Raw genomic sequence first — 19,342 nt, 5'->3', positions numbered from 1 at the left:
CGTTCCTGCCGCCCGCACCCGGGCCGTGGCCGATTTCCAGCATGGCACACCGGTCCGGCGCAGCACCGTGCTTTGCCGGCGGGGGCCGGAACTGCAACGGGAACGATATGAGGCCGATACAAAGTTGATACCTAAATTGGCGAAAAGCGGGCCGGAGGCCGTCCGTTCGGCGGCCCCCGGCGTGCGGCGCGCCGTGCTGGCGTAAGATGGAAGGACCTGCTGAACCCGGCCCCGAAGGCGAGCACCGCCGTCGGACCGGTTCGGGGGGACAGACCATTTCCGTACTGGAGGGGACCAGAGGCCCGCGGGCCAACACCATGACTGAAGCAGCGAACAGCAAGGCCCGGATGAGCGCCGGAGGGCGCACCGCGGGTGAATTCCCACACTCCCTGCCGGGGCTGCGGACGGAGGTGGTCCTGTTCGACGATTCGGATCAGATGGTCCAGTCGCTGGGCAGCCACGACGAAGCCTTACGGTTCATCGAAAACCAGTTCCCGGCCGTTGACTTCCACGTCCGCGGGAACGAACTCTCGATCAGCGGGCCCTCCGCCGACGTGCCGCGGATCATGCGCCTGCTCAACGAGGTGCGCGGCCTCGTCGCCAGGGGCACCGTCATCACCCCGGCGGTGCTGCAGCAGCTCGTCTCGCTGCTCCGCAGCCAGTCACTGCAGAACCCCGTTGACGTGCTGACCACCAACATCCTCTCCACCCGCGGGAAGACCATCCGAGCGAAGACCCTGAACCAGAAGAACTATGTGGACGCCATTGATGCGAACACGGTGATTTTCGGGATCGGACCGGCGGGCACCGGCAAGACGTACCTGGCGATGGCGAAGGCCGTCCAGGCCCTGCAGCAGAAGGAAGTCAGCCGCATCATCCTGACCCGGCCTGCCGTGGAAGCGGGGGAGCGGCTCGGCTTCCTGCCCGGTACCCTGAGCGACAAGATCGACCCTTACCTGCGGCCCCTGTACGACGCCCTGCACGACATGATGGACCCCGAATCCATTCCCCGCCTGATGGCGGCCGGAACCATCGAGGTCGCGCCGCTGGCCTACATGCGCGGGCGCACGCTCAATGACGCCTTCATCATTCTTGACGAGGCGCAAAACACCACCCCGGAACAGATGAAGATGTTCCTCACCCGCCTGGGCTTCGGCTCCAAGATGGTGGTCACCGGCGACATCACCCAGGTGGATCTGCCGTTCGGCACCCGATCGGGGCTGCGGATTGTCGAAGAGATCCTGCAGGGCATTGAGGACGTCAACTTCACAGTGCTGGACGCATCCGACGTCGTCCGGCATCGCCTCGTGGGCGACATCGTCAATGCCTACAGCATCTGGGACGAGATCCAGCGGAGCCGGGTCAAGCACTCCGTTGCCCGGGAAACGCGGGGAGAGCGCGCATGAGCATCGAGGTCAACAACGAATCCGGCGTCACCGTCGACGAGGCCGAGCTGGTGTCGCTCTCGCGGTTCATCTTCGAACGCCTCTTCATCCACCCCCAGGCCGAACTCTCCATTTTGCTCGTGGACGAACCGGCCATGGAGAAGCTGCATATCGAACTGATGGACGAGCCCGGATCCACGGATGTGCTCTCAGTCCCCATGGACGAGCTCACCCCGGGCACTCCGGACAAGCCAACCCCGCAGGGGATGCTCGGCGACATCGCCATCTGCCCCCAGGTGGCAGAGGTCCAGGCCCGGGACGCCGGCCATTCCACCCAGGACGAGATGCTGCTGCTCACCACCCACGGGATCCTGCACCTGCTTGGCTATGACCACGCCGAGCCGGAGGATAAGGAAGAAATGTTCGGGCTGCAGCGTGAGCTGCTTTCGGCCTTCACCGGCAAAGAGGCCCCCTCAGAGACGATTCAGTGACCCCACTGATCCTTGCCGGCATGGCGCTGGTGTTCCTGAGCTTTGCCGCCGTGCTGACCGCGGCCGAGTCCGCCTTCAATTTTCTTCCCCGGCACGAGGCCGAACAGGCGGTCATGCACAGCCGGGGGACCGCGCTCAAACGCATCCTGGCCCAGCCAGTGGCTCACATGCGGGCCCTCAGGTTCTGGAGAATCTGGTTCGAAATGGCCTCCGCCGTCGCCGTGACCGTACTGCTGCACAGCGTGCTCGACAATGTCTGGCTCGCCGGGCTGGCCGCTACCGGCATCATGGCGCTGATCGGATTCGTGATTGTCGGCGTCTCGCCGAGGCAGCTGGGCCGCGTCCACGCCACCGGCCTGGTCCGGTTCAGCGCCCCCCTGGTCCGCTCGCTGTACGCGGTGCTGGGCCCGATTCCGGGGTGGCTGGTCACCCTGGGCAGCGCTGTCGCGCCCGGTGCGCCGGCTGACAACGAGGCGTTCTTCAGTGAAGAGGAATTCCGCGAACTCGTGGACCGTGCGTCCGAGTCAGACGTAATTGAGGACAACGAGGCCGAAATGATCCAGTCGGTCTTCGACTTCGGGGACACGCTGGTGCGCTCCGTGATGGTGCCGCGCACCGACATCCTCTGCATCGACTCCGGATCCAGCCTGCGGCGCGCGATGTCGCTGTTCCTTCGCTCCGGGTACTCGCGGATCCCGGTGATCGGCGAGAACACGGACCAGATCCTCGGCATCGTGTACCTCAAGGACGTCGCCGCCGTGATCCACAATCTCCGCCCCGGCGAGGAACCGCCCCTCGTGGATGAGCTCGCCCGCGAAGTCCGCTACGTGCCGGACTCCAAACCGGTCAGCGAGCTCTTGCGCGAGCTTCAGAAGGAATCGACGCACGTCGCGATTGTCATCGATGAATATGGCGGAACGGCCGGTCTGGTCACGCTCGAGGACCTGATCGAGGAAATCGTCGGCGAGATCGTGGACGAATATGACACCGAGAGCGCCGAGGCCGTCGAGCTCGGTGACGGCAGCTACCGCGTCAGCGCCCGCATGAGCATCGATGACCTCGGCGAGCTTTTTGACATGGAGCTCGACGACGACGAAGTGGACACCGTGGGCGGCTTGCTCGCCAAGGCGCTCGGGCGGGTTCCGATCGTCGGCAGCACCGTCCAGGTCCACGGACTGACGCTCCGCGCCGACCGGCTGGAAGGCCGGCGGAACCGCGTCAGCCACATCATTGCCGCCGCCGTTGCCAAGACCGCCGTTCCGAATGAAACTGACCTTGAAGACCTTATCGACGAGGCCGCACCAATCCAACAGGGAGCCCCACGTGAGCAAGCAGAATAAGACCGACGGCGAAGCAGCCTACGGCGGCTACCGCGCCGGATTCTCAGTACTGGTAGGGCGACCGAACGCCGGCAAGTCCACCCTCACCAACGCCCTGGTGGGCAAGAAGGTCGCGATCACCTCCGCCAAGCCGCAGACGACGCGCCACACCATCCGCGGCATCGTCCACCGGGACGACGCCCAGCTGATCCTCGTGGACACCCCCGGGCTGCACCGCCCGCGCACCCTCCTCGGCAAGCGGCTCAATGAGCTCGTTGCCGACACCCTCGCCGAAGTCGACGCGATCGGCTTCTGCCTGCCGGCCAACGAGAAGATCGGCCCCGGAGACAAGTTCATAGCGGCCCAGCTCGCGGCCGTCGGAAACAAGCCGATCATCGCCATCGTGACGAAGGCGGACCTCGTGGACCGCCAGGCCCTGACCGAGCAGCTGCTCGCCGTCGCGGAGCTCGGCCGCAGCGTCCTGGGCGAAGAGGGCTGGAAAGACATCGTTCCGGTCTCCGCCACGGACGGCTTCCAGGTGGGCACCGTGGCGGACGTGCTGATCAGCCACATGCCGCCGTCGCCCCCGCTATACCCGGACGGCCACCTGACCGATGAGCCGGAAGCCGTGATGGTCGCCGAACTCATCCGGGAGGCCGCCCTGGAAGGCGTCCGCGACGAGCTGCCCCACTCCCTGGCCGTGGTGGTTGACGAGATCGTGCCGCGCGAGGGCAGGCCCGAGGACAGTCCGTTCCTGGACGTCCGGGTCAACCTGTACGTCGAACGGCCCTCACAGAAAGCCATCATCATCGGCAAGGGCGGCGCCCGCCTCCGCGAAGTCGGCACGACCGCCCGCAAGGGCATCGAGGCGCTCCTGGGCACCCGGATCTATCTTGACCTGCACGTGAAGGTCGCCAAGGACTGGCAGCGCGACCCGAAGCAGCTCGTAAAACTTGGCTTCTGAACAGGGCCAACGGGGGCCTCGGGCCCGCCCCGCCGCTCCCAAAAGGCGAACATGGGCGTTTTCCCAGATTCGGACACTAAAATAGGTTGACTCCCGTTCGTGAAGGAAGGCTTAACAAGTGGTTCGACCCCGTGAAGACCGTGCAGGCGGCAACGGCTCGCCGGTCCGGTCAGGCGCGGCGGCCCGGCATACGGAAGATCCTTCCGTCGGTCCGGCACGCCATCTCGGCGCTGTCCGACGTACTCCCGGTTGGCTGAAGATCGGCACGGCAGTGGTCGCCGTCCTCCTCGTCGGCGTCATCGCCTTCGGCGCCTACTGGACCATCCGGTTGCAGGGCAACATCAGCAAGGCGCCGCTGACGGCGGGAAGCACCAAGACCGAGGGCGCGGTGAGCGACTCAACAGACCGGATGCAGATCCTGGTCCTGGGCTCCGACACCCGCGACGGAAAGAACTCCCAGTACGGCAGCGCCGACGACTCCACCGGGTACGGGCATTCGGACGTCATGATGCTCCTGGACATCTCGGCTGACAACAAGCGCGTCAATGTCATCAGCTTTCCCCGTGACCTGCTCGTCGACGTCCCCAAGTGCAAGGACCCCAAGACCGGCACCGAGTACCCGGCCCAGAAGAACGTCATGATTAACTCGGCGATGTCCGAGGCCGGCATCGGCTGCGCCGTCGACACCGTCAACAAGATCACAGGGATGGAAATCGACCACTTCATGATGGCCGACTTCAACGCCGTCAAGGAACTCTCCAACGCCGTCGGCGGCGTGGATGTCTGCGTCAGCGATGCCGTTTACGACCCGGATTCCAAGCTCCGGCTGCCCAAGGGGACCTCCCAGGTCCAGGGCGAACAAGCCCTGTCGTTCGTCCGGACCCGCCACGCCTTCGGCGACGGCGGCGACCTCGGGCGCATCAAGGCCCAGCAGGGCTTCCTGTCCTCGCTGACCCGGAAGATCAAGAGCGACGGCACACTCACCAACCCGGGCCGGATGCTGAACATCGCTGATGCCATCACCAAGAACCTGACCATTGACGACGGCCTGGCGTCCGTTCCGACCCTGTTGACCGTGGCGAACAGGCTGAAAGACATCGACGTCAGTAAGGTTGCGTTTGCGGCGGTCCCGACCGTCCCGGCGGCGTCCGATCCGAACCGGCTCCAGATGTCGGAGCCCGGAGCCTCCCAACTCTTCGCCGCGATGCGCAAGAACGTGGACCTGACAGACCCGACGGCGAAGCCGAGTGGCTCGGCGGAGCCGAGTGCCAGCGCGGAGCCGACGGCCACTCCCTCCGCCCCCGCCTACGACAAGGCCTTGCAGGCGGTCACCGTGGCCAACGGATCGGGGGTCCCCGCACGGACCCAGGAAGTTCTGCAGACCCTGACCATCGGGGGCTTCACCCAACTGGGCCAGATCACCGCCCGGCCCGTTGCCAAAACGGCGGTCTACTACGGCGCCCAGTACGCCGACGTGGCCGGGGACGTTGCCGCCCTGCTCGGGATTCCCGCGGGCCAGGTCCTTCCGGCCGCCGGTGTGGCGGGCGTCCAGGTCTACCTGGGCAGCGATTTTGCGAGCAGCCCGGCCACCGGGGATGCCCCGGTGGCATTGCCCACAGACATCGTCAACCAGACGGCCGGGGACACGGTCTGCCAGCAGGCGAACCCGGCGCTGATCACGCGCTGATCAGCTGCGGGGCCGGCTGCCTGCCGGCCCCGCCCATGGTTACCAGATGCTGACGCGCTCCTGGGCCGGCATCCACATGCCGTCGTGTTCGGTGACGCCGAAGGCCGCATGGAATGCGTCGAGGTTCTTCGCAATGGCGTTAGTGCGGAACTCGTTGGGGGAATGAGGGTCGGTGGCGAGCCGGCGGATCGCTTCCTCAGTCCGCATGACTTGCCGCCAGCTGGCAGCCCATGAGGCGAAGAACCGCTGGTAGCCGGTAAGGCCGTCCAGTACGGGCGGCTCTGCCCCCTCGAGGCTGATGAGGTACGCCTTGTACGCAATGGTCAGGCCGCCAAGGTCGCCGATGTTCTCGCCCAGGGTCAGCCGGCCGTTGACATTATGCCCGGGCGCGGCGCTGGGGGAGAGCGCGTCGAACTGCGCCACGAGCTTCGACGTCAGTGCCTCGAACGCTGCACGGTCTTCCCCGGTCCACCAGTTCCTGAGCAGGCCGCGGCCGTCATACTGCGAGCCCTGGTCGTCGAAGCCGTGGCCGATCTCGTGGCCGATCACGGCACCGATGCCGCCGTAGTTCACGGCGTCGTCGGCGTCAGCGGTGAAGAACGGCGGCTGGAGCATGGCGGCCGGGAACACGATCTCATTGAGCAGCGGATGGTAGTAGGCGTTGACCGTCTGGGGGGTCATGAGCCACTTCTCCCGGTCCACGGGTTTGCCGACCTCGTCGAGGTGCCGGTCGACGTCGGCGTTGTGCGCGCGCTCCACGTTCCCCAGCAGATCGGCCGGATCTATCTCCACTGCCGAATAGTCGATCCACTTCTCCGGGTAGCCGATCTTGGACCGGAAGGACTCGAGCTTCTTGAGCGCCTCCAGCTTCGTGTCCTCGCCCATCCAGGCCAGTCCGGTAATGGACTGCCGGTACGCCTCGATCAGGTTCGCGACGAGCGACTGCATGCGCGCCTTGTGCGTTTCCGGGAAATGCCGGGCGACGTAGATCTGGCCCACCGCCTCGCCGAGGGCGGCCTCGACGACGGCGACGCCGCGCTTCCAGCGGTCCTTGTTGCGCGGGGTGCCGCTAAGGGTGGTGCCGTAGAACGCGAAATTCGCGTCCACGAACTCCGCGGAGAGGTACGGTGCTGCCGCGCCGATGACACGCAGGGCGAGCCACTCCTGCCACGTGGCGAGAGGCACCGTGTCGAGCAGGGATGCGGCCCCGGCGAAGAACTCCGGTGTGCTTACGACGATCTCGGCGCGCTTTTCGGCCGCAATGCCGGCCGCGTCGAACCACGTGGCGAGGAGGGGAAAGAGGTGTCCCGCCTCATCGGCGGACTTCAGGTTGTAGGTCTTCTGCGGATCCCGCAACGTGACGTTGTCCCAGTGGTGCGAGGCGAGGGAAGTCTCCAGTTCCACCACACGGCCGGCGGCGGCTCCGGAGTCGGCCACACCTGCCAGGGCTAACATCGCCTGGACGTGTTCGCGGTAGGCCCGGACCACGGGAGCGAACTTCTCCTCCCGGTAGTAGGATTCGTCCGGAAGGCCGAGCCCGCCCTGGCCGGTGTACAGCAGGATCCGGTCCGGGTTGCCGGCGTCCGGGGCCGGGTAGATGTAGAAAAGTCCCGGAACATCGGCACGGAACAGGCGGCCTGCGAGCATGATCAGTTCGGTCATTGACGTCGTGGCGAACACCTCAGCAAGACGGTTCCGGATCGGCTCCGGGCCCTTGGCCTCCACAGCCGCTTCGTCCATGAAGCTGTTGTAGAGGTCGCCGATCTTCCGCTCGATTCCCGTGGCATCGTCGCCTTTTCCGGCGGCCTGTTCGATGATGTCCTTCACGGCCAGCTCCGAGGCATCGCGGAGGGCGGTGAAGGCGCCCTCAACTGCGCGGTCGTCGGGAATCGCGGAGCTCTTGATCCAGCCGCCGTTGACGTTGAGGTACAGGTCGTCCTGCGGCCGGACGGTGGCGTCGATATAGGACAGGTCGATCCCCGAAAGTGGCACGGATTCTCCTTTGAGAGGCGGGCCGGCACCGGGCCGGTGGCGGTCCGAGGTCTGCATGGTGGACGTTGCGCTGGTATGGCTCCTTCATCTTACGCACCCGTGTTACTGTGAAAAGGTGCGCGCAGAACTGCTCCTTCTTAGCTGCCGCGGCGAGGCTTTAGACGCGATCTAGCGCAAGGCCCACCCTCGCTGCGGAGTTTGTGTTGCCCGGCCACCCTTTTAGCAGGAATCACAGAAAAGGCCCCGATAGTAATGCGAAACGCACAAAAACCCTCAGGAATGCCGGTCCACCGCTACGTCCCGTTCCAGGACATGATCACGGTTGACGTCCCGGACCGCACCTGGCCTGACAAGGTCATCACGAAGGCCCCGCGCTGGTGCGCCGTAGACCTGCGGGACGGCAACCAGGCCCTGATCGACCCCATGAGCCCGGCCCGCAAGATGAAAATGTTCAAGCTGCTCGTCCGTATGGGCTACAAGGAGATCGAGGTCGGCTTTCCCTCGGCATCCCAGACTGACTTCGACTTCGTCCGGCTGCTGATCGAGGGCAACCACATCCCGGACGACGTCACCATCCAGGTCCTGACCCAGGCCCGCGAGCACCTGATCGAGCGGACCTATGAGTCCCTCGTCGGCGCCAGGCAGGCCATCGTCCACCTGTACAACTCGACGTCGGTCCTGCAGCGCCGTGTGGTCTTCAACCAGGACGAGGACGGCATCCTGGATATCGCGCTCCAGGGCGCCCGGCTGTGCAAGAAGTACGAGGAGACCCTCGCCGACACCCACATCACCTACGAGTACTCGCCGGAATCTTTCACTGGGACCGAACTCGAATACGCAGTCCGGGTCTGCAACGCAATCGCCGACGTCTTTGAGGCATCCGCCGACAGCCAGGTCATCATCAACCTGCCCGCCACGGTGGAAATGGCCACGCCCAACGTCTACGCCGATTCCATTGAGTGGATGAGCCGCCACCTGCACCCGCGCGAGGGCATCATCTTGTCCCTGCACCCGCACAACGACCGCGGCACCGGGGTCGCCGCCGCCGAGCTGGGGTATCTGGCCGGGGCGGACCGGATTGAAGGCTGCCTGTTCGGCAACGGCGAGCGGACCGGCAACGTGGACCTCGTAACGCTGGGCCTGAACATGTTCGTCCAGGGCGTGGACCCCATGATCGACTTCTCCGACATCGATGAAATCCGCCGCACGGTGGAGTACTGCAACCAGCTGCCGGTCGCCGAGCGTTCCCCCTACGGCGGTGACCTCGTCTTCACCGCGTTCTCCGGCTCGCACCAGGACGCCATCAAGAAGGGCCTGGAAGCCCTCGAAAAAGATGCCGCCGCTGCCGGCAAGGACGTCGCCGATTACACCTGGCAGGTCCCGTACCTGCCGGTCGATCCGAAGGACCTCGGACGCAGCTACGAGGCCGTCATCCGTGTCAACTCCCAGTCCGGCAAGGGCGGTGTGGCCTACCTGCTCAAGAACGAGCACAGCCTGGACCTGCCACGCCGCGCCCAGATCGAGTTCTCCGGCGTCATCCAGAAGCGGACCGACACGGTCGGCGGCGAAGTCAGCGGCGCCCAGCTCTGGCAGGTCTTCCAGGACGAGTACCTGCCGTCCGGCTCCGCGGACCAGCAGTGGGGGCGGTACGCCCTCGGCGCCGTCAGCACCGAATCCGATGAGGACGGCACGATGACCCTGACCGCCGCACTGAAGGTGGACGGCACCCAGGTCCGCCGCTCCGGAACCGGAAACGGGCCCATCGCGGCACTGCTGGGCATCCTGCGTGAAGACGGCGTCGACGTCCGGGTGCTCGACTACACCGAGCATGCCCTGTCCGAAGGCGGCAGCGCCCTCGCCGCGGCGTACGTAGAATGCGCGGTGGGGGAACGGGTGCTGTGGGGCGTCGGCATCGACGCCAACACCACCACGTCCTCGCTCAAGGCCGTCATCTCGGCCGTGAACCGGGCCATCCGGGACGTCCGCGGCTGACCGCCGATTGAGACTCCGCGCGCTGCGCCGGCGGGACGTCCCGGCGGCGCAGCGCGTTCCCTTGCCGTGTTTCCCGAAAGACAGTGCGAAGATTAACTGTGGCCCAACAATCCTTTGCAGCGCGCACCTACCGCGACGACGCCGTTGTGTTGCGCACCCACAAGCTGGGCGAAGCGGACCGCATCATCACATTGCTGACCAAGCACCACGGCCAGGTCCGGGCAGTCGCCAAAGGGGTCCGGCGCACCAGTAGCCGCTTCGGCGCCCGGCTGGAGCCCTTCATGGTTGCCGACCTCCAGCTGCTTTCCGGGCGCAGTCTGGACATAGTCACCCAGGCCGTCGCCAAGGGAGTCTATGGCGGCAACATTGCCGCCGACTACGGCCGCTACACCGTGGCAGCAGCGATGACCGAAACTGCCGAGAAACTCACCGACGTTGACGGCGAATCCGGAACCGCCCAGTACAACCTGCTCGTTGGCGCGCTGGCGTCGCTGAGCCGGGGCGACCACGCGCCGGAGCTGATCCTGGATTCCTACCTGCTGCGTGCCCTGTCCACCGGAGGCTGGGCCCCGAGCTTCACGGACTGCGCGCGCTGCGGCGCGCCCGGGCTGCACAACGCCTTCTCTGCCCCGCTTGGCGGCATGGTATGCCCCGAGTGCCGTCCGCCGGGATCCCCGGCACCCGCCGCGGAAACAGTCCTCCTGCTGGGCGCGCTGCTGACGGGAAACTGGACGGCGGCGGATTCCTCCGAACCGGTCCACCGCCGCGAAGCAGCCGGCCTCGTCGCCGGCTACCTGCAGTGGCATCTTGAACGTGTCCTGAAATCCCTCAAACATGTGGAGCGAACCTAACTGTGGCCCTGGGAAGAAATTTAGGCAGGAACCTGGAAAAGAATGCGGGAAAACAGGGCCCGGTGCGGCAGCGCAGCACCCCGGTGGCCGCCCCCTACCCGCACCCCTCCGGCGAGGTGCCCCCTGCCATCCCCGCTGAGTTGATTCCGCGGCACGTCGCGATCGTCATGGACGGCAACGGCCGGTGGGCAAACCAGCGGGGACTGCCACGGATCGAAGGACACAAGGCCGGTGAGCCGGCCCTGCTGGACGTCATGGCCGGCGCGATCGAGCTCGGAATCGAGCACGTCAGCGTCTACGCTTTCTCAACCGAAAACTGGCGCCGCTCTCCGGAAGAAGTCCGCTTCCTTATGGGATTTAACAAGGACGTGCTGCGTCGCCAGCGGAACCAGCTCGATGAGTGGGGCGTCCGCATCCGATGGTCCGGCCGCCGCCCGAAGCTGTGGGGCTCGGTGATCCGCGAGCTCGAAGAAGCCGAGGACTACACCCGGGGCAACACCACCTGCACGTTGAACATGTGTGTTAACTACGGGGGACGTGCCGAGATCGCCGACGCCGTGTCCGCGATCGCCGGGGAAGTGGCAGCCGGGCGCCTCAAGCCCGGGGCGATCACCGAAAAGACCATCCAGAAGTACCTGGACGAACCCGACCTTCCGGATGTTGACCTGTTCCTGCGCAGCTCCGGCGAGCAGCGGTTGTCCAACTTCATGCTGTGGCAGTCCGCGTACGCCGAATTCGTCTTCCTGGATACGCTCTGGCCGGACGTGGACAGGCGCACCTTGTGGGACGCCGTCGAGATCTACGCGAAACGGGACCGCCGCTATGGCGGGGCGATCGACGCCGCGGCCGGCAGCCCGGTGGCCTAATCCAGATCCTGGTCCCGGGCCGTCATCCTACGTCGCTGCCGTCCGCGACGTAGGCCCGGATCCAGCGGGCGAGCCGGGCATAGGCGTCGGCGCGCACGCGTGGCGCGGACAGGAACACGTCATGCAGCGCGCCGTCGATCCGCTCCAGCGTCACGGTGCGGCCCAGGCTGAGCGCGCGGAGGGCGATGGTATTGACATCCAGGACCGCGTCCATGCGGCGCATCGACTCCCTCCAGAACATCCCGTTGGCGCTGGCGCCCGAGATGAGCACGAGGATCGGGACGTCGATGTTGAGCCCGCGCGCCACCTTGGCCTGGCCGGCGAGCACGGCACTGAGCCAGCCGGCGCGGACCGGGAAGGCATGCGGGGGCCGGTACGTCTCATCCAGGGCCCATTCGCCCTCGGCCGAGCTGCTGATGCTGCGCCAGTAGAACGCCCGCTCAGGGAGGCGGATGACGGATTCGGGCCAGAGCCGCGCGAAGGGCTCCACCATCGTCCGGGCGGCGCGGCGCAGCGCGGGGCTGCCGTGCACCTCCAGCCACGGGCTGTCGAGGACCAGCTGGGCGGCCTTCCCCGGGTGCCGGCTGGCCCACAGCGCCGCAATGAGGCCCCCGGTGGAATGCCCCATGAGGGTCAGGAGCGGCGAGGGTGACCCTTCCGGGCGGAGCGAACCGATGATGCCCAAGGCCGCCGTGATCTCGGCGTCGTAGTCGTCAAGATCGGCGACGTAGCCGCCGTGGGTGCCCGGGCGCAGGCTCCGCCCGTGGTTGTGCATGTCCAGGGCGAAAAACCCGAATCCCTGGCCCGTCCAGAACTCCGCGAGTTCTTCGTTGAAGAAGTAATCGCTCCAGCCATGCAGGAACAGCACCGCCCGCCGCGGGAATCCGCCCGGGTGGTCACGGCCGCCGGGGACATGCCGCACGAGGGTGGCCGTCCGCTGGACGCCGTCCGGTCCGGCTGCCTGAAACGCGCAGGCCTGGAAATCCTCGCCCAGGATGTCCGTCTGCCAGTCCATGGTGCCCACCTAGACGGCCGACGCCGCAGCGCGGCCGGCCGAGCGGCCGGAAAAGAGGCATCCGCCGAGGAACGTACCCTCGAGCGCGCGGTAGCCGTGGATGCCGCCACCGCCGAACCCGGCAGCTTCACCTGCGGCGAAAAGTCCGGGCACGGGCTGCCCGGTGGAGTCCAGGACCCGCGACCGCAGATCCGTCTGGATCCCGCCCAGGCTCTTGCGCGTCAGGACGGAAAGCCGGACCGCGATCAGGGGGCCGTGGCGGGGATCGAGCATCCGGTGCGGAGGTGCCACACGCATGATCTTGTCGGTGGCAAAGCGGCGGGCGGCGCGGATGGCAGCCAGCTGCGGGTCCTTGCCAAGGCCGCTGACTACTTGCCGGTCGCGGGAGCGGAGGAGCCGGTCCAACGCCGCCGGTTCAATCAGCTGCGCGCCGGTAAGCCGGTTCATCCGCTCCGCCAGTTCCGCAGGCGTGCCGGCCTGGAGGAAGTCCACCCCGCGATCCAGGAACCGCTGCAGCGGCGTGTCGCTGCCGCGCCGGAGCCGTGAGGCCAGCAGCCGCACGTCCTTGCCCGTGAGATCGGGGTTCTGCTCCGAACCCGAGAGGGCGAATTCCTTCGTGGCGATGGTCTTGTTGAGCACAAACCACGAATAGGAGTGGCCGGTGCCCAGGATGTGCCGGAGGGCGCCGAGGGAGTCGAATCCCGGAAAGAGGGGAGCGGGGAGCGTGCGCCCCGTTGCGTCCAGCCACAGGGCGGACGGGCCGGGCAGGATCCGGATGCCGTGCCGCGGCCACACCGGGGAATGGTTGTGGATGCCCTCCGGATAGTGCCACATCCGGTCACCGTTGATGAGCCTGCCACCGGTCCGGGCTACGGCGGGCAGGAAGTCCCCGTCCACGGAGGCCGGCACGCCGCTCAGCATGGCCTCCGGCGCTCCGTGGCCCGTGGGCTGTCCCGGCCACTGCTTCCGCACAGCCCCGTGGTTGCCGCCGATGCCTCCGGTCGTGACCACCACGGCCGATCCCGAAGCTTCGAAACCGCCTGCGATGCCCCGCGACGACTCCTCGCCGCGTGCTGCGCCGCTGCGCTCAAGGACCTCGCCCCGCACGCCGCTTACGCGTCCCGCCGTCGTCACGAGTTCCGTCGCGCGGTGCCGGAAATGGAAGGCCACTCGGCCGGCGGCCTCGCCTTCGCGCAATTTTGCCAGGAAGGGGGCCACGAGGGCCGGTCCGGTGCCCCATGCGACGTGGAAGCGCGGCACGGTGTTGCCGTGGCCGTCGGGACCGTAGCCGCCACGTTCTGCCCACTGCACGAGAGGGAAGAGCCGCACGCCGAGCGAGGAGAGCCACGCGCGTTTCTCCCCGGCCGCGAAATTGACGTAAGCCTCAGCCCAGTCCCGCGCAAGCTCATCTTCCGGCCGGTCAAATCCGGCAGAGGACAGCCAGTCGGCCAGGGCCAGGTCCTCACTGTCCCTGACGCCCAACCGGCGCTGCTCCGGGGAATTGACCAGGAAGAGTCCGCCGAAGGACCAGTGCGCCTGGCCGCCCACGGACGCCTCAGGCTCCTGATCCAGGACAGCCACCCGCCGGCCGGCCGCATACGCCTGCGCCGCGGCCACAAGCCCGGCGAGCCCTGCGCCCACGACAACCACATCAGCTTCGATCAGGGGCCCTGGAGTGCTGCGGATATCCGTCGTGACACCATCATTGCTGGTCATGGCTTCATGCTAACGCTCCGCCACCAGGGCGGCTCGTTGCGCCGCCGGGCGGTCACACAGGCGGGGGGACCGGAGTGCGGGTTTGGTCTGGGCGGTCCGAACGGCAAAACTAGAGCCATGCGCGTATACCCGACATTCTTCAGGCTGGCCTTTTCGTGGATGGACGCCGAACGCGCCCATCGGATCGGCTTCAAGGCCATCCGCCTGGCCCACAGCTGCGGCGCCGGACGGGTGCTGCAAAAGTTCACGGCCCCCGCGGCCTCGCTTCAGACGCAGGCCTTTGGCCTGACGTTCCCGTCACCCTTCGGGCTGGCTGCCGGCTTCGACAAGGAGGGCCACGGCATCGAGGCGCTGACCGAGCTCGGCTTCGGCCACGTGGAAGTCGGAACCATTACCGGAGAAGCCCAGCCGGGAAACCCGGCACCGCGGCTGTTCCGCCTTGTCGAGGACCGGGCCGTCATCAACAGGATGGGGTTCAACAACGACGGCGCCGCCGCAGTTGCGCCGCGCCTCAAGTCCGCACGGGCTGCCCTGCAGCGCCGCCACCCTGCCGTCCGTCCGGTGATCGGGATCAACATCGGCAAGAGCAAGGTCGTCGAGCTTGAGGACGCGGTCGCGGACTACCTCATCAGCGCCCGCAGCCTTGCACCAGCCGCGGACTACCTCGTTGTCAACGTCAGCTCCCCGAACACTCCCGGGCTCCGGCTGCTGCAGGACGTCCAGACGCTGCGCCCCTTGCTGATGGCAGTGGGGGAGGAAGCCGACAAGGCCGCCGGCCGCCACGTGCCGCTGCTGGTGAAGATCGCGCCGGATCTGAGCAACGAGGACATCGACGACGTCGCACGCCTCGCCTTGGACCTGAAGCTGGACGGCATCATTGCCACCAACACCACGATCGCCCGCACCGGACTCGTCTCGAGCCCGGACAAGGTGCAGGCCTGCGGTGCGGGCGGCCTCTCCGGGGCGCCCCTGAAGAAGCGATCCCTGGAAGTGCTTGCCCGGCTCAAGGCCGCCTGCAACGGTGACCTCGCCCTGGTCTCCGTCGGCGGCGTCGAGTCCGCGCAGGATGTCCAGGAGCGGCTCGACGCAGGCGCCACCCTGGTGCAGGGATACACGGCGTTCCTTTACGAGGGGCCCTTCTGGGCTGCACGCATCAACCGCCTGCTGGCGAAGCATCCAAGCCGGCGCTGAGGCACCCCGGCACAAGAAAGCCCCGGCAGTTGACTGCCGGGGCTTTCTGTTGGCGGTCCGCACTGGTGCAGGGCCGCCCGGGGACGTCGGGTGTGGGGTGCCGGGTCAGGCGGGAAACTCGCCGCGCTTGACCACGGGCTTGGGCAGCCGGAGGCGGCGGAACTGGAGCGAGCGCATCGAGCCGTACCAGACGGTGCCGCGCTCGACATCGCCGAACTTCCCGGCCAGGCGCTTCTTGAGCTTGCGGGAGAGGATAAAGACGTCCACGAAGACGGCCAGGAACATGACCCAGAAGGCGCCCAGCACATAGATCATCTGGTCGCTGGAGGCCGGGACGAGGAGCGAGACGACCACGAAGACGAGGGCGCCGAACATGAGGTACTCGCCCAGGCTGAAGCGTGCGTCGACGAAGTCGCGGGCGAAGCGCTTCTGCGGGCCCTTGTCCCGCAGCGGCAGGAACTTCTCATCCCCGGTGTCCATGGCCTGCCGCATCTTGAGCCGCTGGTCCTGCATGGCCGTGCGTTCCGCGGCCTTGGATGCCTTGCGGTCTTCCGGCACGAGCGGGCGCTTGCGGGCGGCCACCTGCGTACTGCGCTTTGGCGTGGGTGCTCCCTTGCCGATGGCGGCGCCCCGGGCTGCTGCCCCGGCGGCCTGCTGGTCAACTACGTCCTGCGCCGATGGCGCTTCCTTTTTACGTCCAAACACCCCTAAAGAATACCCCGCGCCGGCGGGCGCGAGACCCAGCCCACACCGCGTCAGGCGGCCGAGGGGCTGTTTGCGGTGATTCCGGACGCGGGTAGTCTTTTCGCCATGACTTCATCAACCGCGGGGAACCCGCAGTCCACCACCGCCCACGTCGGAAACTTCGACGCCGGGGCCCTCCGTCACGCCGTCACCGAATCGTTCGATGAGACGATCAGCCAGTTGAAGGACCTCGTCGCGATCCCGGGCATCGCCTGGCCGAGCTTCGACCCGGCCCCGCTGAACCGAAGCGCCGATGCCGTCGCCGAACTCGTGCGAGCCAGCGGTTTCGACGACGTCCGGATCCTCCGTTGCGACAAGGAGGATGGCACCCCCGGCGGGCCGGCCGTCGTCGCGCGCCGTCCCGCCGCCGAGGGCAAGCCGACCATCCTTCTCTATGCCCACCACGACGTGCAGCCCACCGGCGATCTTGCGCTGTGGGAAACCGGGCCGTTCACCGCCGTCGAACGCGACGGACGCCTCTACGGCCGCGGTGCCGCGGACGACAAGGCCGGCATCCTGGCCCACATTGCAGCCTACTCCGCAGTGACCCGGGTGCTGGGGGATGAGCTGGGCCTTGGAGTGACGTTCTTCTTCGAAGGAGAGGAAGAAGCCGGATCGCCGACGTTCCGGACCTTCCTTGAGACCCACCGGGAAATGCTGCGCGCGGACGTGATCGTCGTCGCCGACTCGAGCAACTGGAAGGTCGGAGTGCCGGCCCTGACTACGAGCCTGCGCGGCCTCGTGGACGGCACCATCGAGGTCAGGGTCCTGGATCACGCCGTGCACTCCGGGATGTTCGGCGGCCCCGTCCTGGATGCTCCGACGCTTCTCGCCCGCCTCATCGCGACGCTGCACGATGACGAGGGCAGCGTGGCTATTGAAGGCCTGGTTAGCCGGGACGACGTCGACGTTGACCTCACCGAAGCCGAATACCGCGCGGATGCCTCCGTGCTCGACGGCGTGAAGCTCGCCGGTACCGGCAGCATTGCCTCACGGATGTGGACCAAGCCCGCACTGTCCATCATCGGCTTTGACGCCCCCGCGGTGGATGTCGCCTCGAACACGCTGCTGCCGCGGGCCCGTGCCAAGTTCAGCATGCGGCTGGCCCCCGGCCAGGATCCGGCGGCCGCCATGGAAGCCGTCCGGAATCACGTTCAGTCCCACGCGCCCTTCGGCGCCGAAGTGGTATTCACCCCGGGGGAGAGCGGCAACTCGTTCCTGACAGACACGGCCTCCAAGGCCGCGAGCCTTGCCATGTGGGCCCTCGGGGAGGCGTGGGGCGTACCGGCGGTCGAGATGGGGATCGGGGGCTCCATTCCCTTCATCGCCGACCTGACAGATCTGTACCCTGACGTGCAGATCCTGGTGACCGGGGTGGAGGACCCGGATTCCCGCGCGCACAGCGCCAACGAATCCCTCCACCTGGGCGACTTCCGGAACGCCATCATCGCCGAGGCGCTCCTGCTGGCACGCCTGAACGAGGAAGGCGCGGCCTGACCGGGCGGCCGGCGTGTATTCCGGGGGAACATCCAGCCGGCTGCGACGGTTACGTCAGGAGTTAGAGCTACAGGGCTGATCGACGTAGCATGTAGCTGTAGCCCATACCGTTTAAGTAGGGGCGGGCGCCGTGAGAGCGGAGCCGCCACCACCGTTGCAAGAAGGTAGGCCATGAGCACTACAACCAATGAAAACAGCGCCGACAGCACCGTCACGGCGGCCGGTGACCTGGCCACCCACGAGGTCCAGCTGACCGATGTCGCGGCCGGCAAGGTCCGCAGCCTCCTCGAGCAGGAAGGCCGCACTGATCTGCGCCTCCGCGTCGCCGTGCAGCCCGGCGGTTGTTCCGGCCTGATCTACCAGCTCTACTTCGATGAGAGGCTCCTCGACGGAGATGCCGTCCGCGACTACGACGGCGTCGAAGTAGTCGTCGACAAGATGAGCGTCCCCTACCTCAGCGGGGCCAGCATCGACTTCGAGGACACCATCTCCAAGCAGGGGTTCACGATCGACAATCCGAATGCCGGCGGCTCCTGCGCCTGCGGTGATTCCTTCCACTAAGGCCGGGCATACTGCCCGGCCTTAGTGCCGTCCGGATTCCGGTAGCGGGGACCCAAAAAATGGGTCCCGACGCACGGTGCGGACATGTGGGCGAAAACTCCCGGGGAGCGGTAAGCTCTACACCGAGTAGTAAAACTTTTCGTGTGCCCTGGCCGTCAATGGCGGTAGGGCGACAGCAACAAGTAGGAAGGGCCGTCTGTGAGTTCGCAGAACCGAACCGGCAGCCGACGCAAACAGATCACTACGATCACTGGCTTGGCACTAGCCGGCGCGTTGGCTTTGACTGGATGTTCACCAGAGGTACAGAAGGGGTGGCTGCCCACCGAGCGTGACACCACCAGCAACACTGGCACCATCATGGACCTCTGGGTCAACTCATGGATTGCCGCGCTGGTCGTCGGCATCATCACCTGGGGCCTGATGATCTGGTGCATCGTCGCGTACCGGCGCCGGAAGGGCACCGTAGGATTCCCCCGGCAGAGCAGCTTCAACCTGCCGCTGGAGGTCTTCTACCTAACCATCCCGCTGTTCATGGTCCTGGTGTTCTTCTACTTCACCGACCGTGACGTCCAGTCAATCGATGACCGCTCCAAGCCCGCCGACGTCACGGTCGACGTCCGTGCAAAGCAGTGGGCGTGGGACTTCAATTACAAGAAGGGCGACGTCATCACGGGCGACGTCCACGAAGCCGGCGTCCAGGCGCACCTGACCGGCAACGAGGTGGACAAGGAAAAGCTTCCCACGCTCTACCTTCCGGTCAACAAGTCGGTCGACCTCGAACTGAACGCCCGCGACGTCATCCACTCCTTCTGGGTCCCGGCGTTCCTGCAGAAGCGGGACGTGATCCCCGGCAAGACGAACTACATCAGGTTCACCCCCACCAAGGAGGGGACCTACGACGGCAAGTGCGCCGAACTCTGCGGCGAGTACCACTCGGAAATGCTGTTCCGCGTCAAGGTTGTCTCCCAGTCAGAATTCGACACCCACCTGAACCAGCTGCGCCAGGACGGGAACACCGGCCTGCTCGGTGACGAGTACGACCGCAACCCGGTCCCGACCGAAACCAAGTAA

Annotated in this window: 16 protein-coding genes; 12 read left to right on the top strand and 4 right to left on the bottom strand. The window is 66.6% G+C overall.

Features of this window, described 5'->3' with window-relative positions; genetic code table 11:
• The first annotated feature begins 317 nt into the window (after positions 1 to 317).
• The 5 genes from AC1DES_RS10100 (at position 318) to AC1DES_RS10080 (ending at position 5,846) form a co-directional block, all read left to right on the top strand.
• Positions 318 to 1,406, top strand: coding sequence for a PhoH family protein (locus AC1DES_RS10100; protein WP_476895570.1), 1,089 nt, complete (start codon positions 318 to 320; stop codon positions 1,404 to 1,406).
• The gene (gene ybeY, locus AC1DES_RS10095) at positions 1,403 to 1,876 is read left to right on the top strand and encodes an rRNA maturation RNase YbeY (RefSeq protein ID WP_476895569.1); all 474 of its coding nucleotides are present in this window, start codon (positions 1,403 to 1,405) and stop codon (positions 1,874 to 1,876) included. The genes AC1DES_RS10100 and ybeY overlap by 4 nt, the downstream gene beginning before the upstream one ends.
• A complete protein-coding gene (locus tag AC1DES_RS10090) occupies positions 1,873 to 3,216 on the top strand; it encodes a hemolysin family protein (protein WP_476895568.1) in 1,344 nt (447 codons plus the stop codon). The genes ybeY and AC1DES_RS10090 overlap by 4 nt, the downstream gene beginning before the upstream one ends.
• Positions 3,200 to 4,159, top strand: a complete 960-nt coding sequence (era, locus tag AC1DES_RS10085; RefSeq protein ID WP_476895567.1) for a GTPase Era — start codon at positions 3,200 to 3,202, stop codon at positions 4,157 to 4,159. Before AC1DES_RS10090 ends, era begins: the two co-directional genes overlap by 17 nt.
• Positions 4,160 to 4,277: 118 nt before the next feature.
• Positions 4,278 to 5,846 carry an LCP family protein gene (locus AC1DES_RS10080; RefSeq protein ID WP_476895566.1) on the top strand — a complete coding sequence of 523 codons (1,569 nt, stop codon included), beginning with the start codon at positions 4,278 to 4,280 and terminating at the stop codon, positions 5,844 to 5,846.
• Positions 5,847 to 5,885: 39 nt separating this feature from the next.
• On the opposite strand, the gene AC1DES_RS10075 is transcribed toward AC1DES_RS10080, so the two are convergent.
• Complete coding sequence (locus AC1DES_RS10075; protein WP_476895565.1) at positions 5,886 to 7,838, bottom strand: M13 family metallopeptidase; 1,953 nt, start codon at positions 7,836 to 7,838, stop codon at positions 5,886 to 5,888.
• 252 nt (positions 7,839 to 8,090) lie between these two features.
• On the opposite strand from AC1DES_RS10075, the gene leuA reads away from it, so the two are divergent.
• From leuA to AC1DES_RS10060, 3 genes are all read left to right on the top strand, one after another.
• Positions 8,091 to 9,830, top strand: a complete 1,740-nt coding sequence (gene leuA, locus AC1DES_RS10070) for a 2-isopropylmalate synthase (protein WP_476895564.1) — start codon at positions 8,091 to 8,093, stop codon at positions 9,828 to 9,830.
• Between the two features lie 98 nt (positions 9,831 to 9,928).
• Positions 9,929 to 10,681, top strand: a complete 753-nt coding sequence (gene recO / locus AC1DES_RS10065) for a DNA repair protein RecO (protein WP_476895563.1) — start codon at positions 9,929 to 9,931, stop codon at positions 10,679 to 10,681.
• Between the two features lie 62 nt (positions 10,682 to 10,743).
• Positions 10,744 to 11,547 (top strand): isoprenyl transferase, encoded by an 804-nt coding sequence (locus AC1DES_RS10060; protein WP_476895562.1) that lies wholly within the window; start codon positions 10,744 to 10,746, stop codon positions 11,545 to 11,547.
• Positions 11,548 to 11,569: 22 nt separating this feature from the next.
• Here AC1DES_RS10060 and AC1DES_RS10055 read toward each other — a convergent pair whose 3' ends face one another.
• Both AC1DES_RS10055 and AC1DES_RS10050 read right to left on the bottom strand, forming a co-directional pair.
• Positions 11,570 to 12,562 (bottom strand): alpha/beta hydrolase, encoded by a 993-nt coding sequence (locus AC1DES_RS10055; RefSeq protein ID WP_476895561.1) that lies wholly within the window; start codon positions 12,560 to 12,562, stop codon positions 11,570 to 11,572.
• A 9-nt stretch (positions 12,563 to 12,571) separates the two neighbouring features.
• Positions 12,572 to 14,278 carry an FAD-binding dehydrogenase gene (locus tag AC1DES_RS10050; protein ID WP_476895560.1) on the bottom strand — a complete coding sequence of 569 codons (1,707 nt, stop codon included), beginning with the start codon at positions 14,276 to 14,278 and terminating at the stop codon, positions 12,572 to 12,574.
• A 117-nt stretch (positions 14,279 to 14,395) separates the two neighbouring features.
• On the opposite strand from AC1DES_RS10050, the gene AC1DES_RS10045 reads away from it, so the two are divergent.
• Positions 14,396 to 15,469, top strand: coding sequence for a quinone-dependent dihydroorotate dehydrogenase (locus AC1DES_RS10045; RefSeq protein ID WP_476895559.1), 1,074 nt, complete (start codon positions 14,396 to 14,398; stop codon positions 15,467 to 15,469).
• A gap of 105 nt (positions 15,470 to 15,574) precedes the next feature.
• Here the strand turns inward: AC1DES_RS10045 and AC1DES_RS10040 are convergent, their stop codons facing one another.
• Positions 15,575 to 16,174 carry a DUF3043 domain-containing protein gene (locus AC1DES_RS10040; protein WP_476895558.1) on the bottom strand — a complete coding sequence of 200 codons (600 nt, stop codon included), beginning with the start codon at positions 16,172 to 16,174 and terminating at the stop codon, positions 15,575 to 15,577.
• A 105-nt stretch (positions 16,175 to 16,279) separates the two neighbouring features.
• Between AC1DES_RS10040 and AC1DES_RS10035 the strand changes: the two genes are divergently transcribed.
• The 3 genes from AC1DES_RS10035 to ctaC all read left to right on the top strand — a co-directional run bounded on the left by AC1DES_RS10035 (position 16,280) and on the right by ctaC (position 19,342).
• Positions 16,280 to 17,710: a M20/M25/M40 family metallo-hydrolase gene (locus AC1DES_RS10035; RefSeq protein ID WP_476895557.1), complete on the top strand. Its 1,431-nt coding sequence runs from the start codon at positions 16,280 to 16,282 to the stop codon at positions 17,708 to 17,710.
• A gap of 171 nt (positions 17,711 to 17,881) precedes the next feature.
• Positions 17,882 to 18,271 carry a HesB/IscA family protein gene (locus AC1DES_RS10030; RefSeq protein WP_476895556.1) on the top strand — a complete coding sequence of 130 codons (390 nt, stop codon included), beginning with the start codon at positions 17,882 to 17,884 and terminating at the stop codon, positions 18,269 to 18,271.
• A 198-nt stretch (positions 18,272 to 18,469) separates the two neighbouring features.
• Positions 18,470 to 19,342, top strand: coding sequence for an aa3-type cytochrome oxidase subunit II (ctaC, locus tag AC1DES_RS10025; protein ID WP_476895555.1), 873 nt, complete (start codon positions 18,470 to 18,472; stop codon positions 19,340 to 19,342).

The sequence above is a fragment of the Arthrobacter sp. 05T442 genome, assembly GCF_056395945.1.
This window is presented reverse-complemented; position numbering and strand designations above follow the sequence as displayed.

Excerpts from the sequence above, each read along its gene's own strand:
- AC1DES_RS10100 (WP_476895570.1), top strand. The coding sequence starts at position 318 with ATGACTGAAGCAGCGAACAGCAAGGCCCGGATGAGCGCCGGAGGGCGC.
- ybeY (WP_476895569.1), top strand. The coding sequence starts at position 1,403 with ATGAGCATCGAGGTCAACAACGAATCCGGCGTCACCGTCGACGAGGCC.
- leuA (WP_476895564.1), top strand. The coding sequence starts at position 8,091 with ATGCGAAACGCACAAAAACCCTCAGGAATGCCGGTCCACCGCTACGTC.
- AC1DES_RS10055 (WP_476895561.1), bottom strand. The coding sequence starts at position 12,562 with ATGGACTGGCAGACGGACATCCTGGGCGAGGATTTCCAGGCCTGCGCG.
- AC1DES_RS10050 (WP_476895560.1), bottom strand. The coding sequence starts at position 14,278 with ATGACCAGCAATGATGGTGTCACGACGGATATCCGCAGCACTCCAGGG.
- AC1DES_RS10045 (WP_476895559.1), top strand. The coding sequence starts at position 14,396 with ATGCGCGTATACCCGACATTCTTCAGGCTGGCCTTTTCGTGGATGGAC.
- AC1DES_RS10035 (WP_476895557.1), top strand. The coding sequence starts at position 16,280 with ATGACTTCATCAACCGCGGGGAACCCGCAGTCCACCACCGCCCACGTC.
- AC1DES_RS10030 (WP_476895556.1), top strand. The coding sequence starts at position 17,882 with ATGAGCACTACAACCAATGAAAACAGCGCCGACAGCACCGTCACGGCG.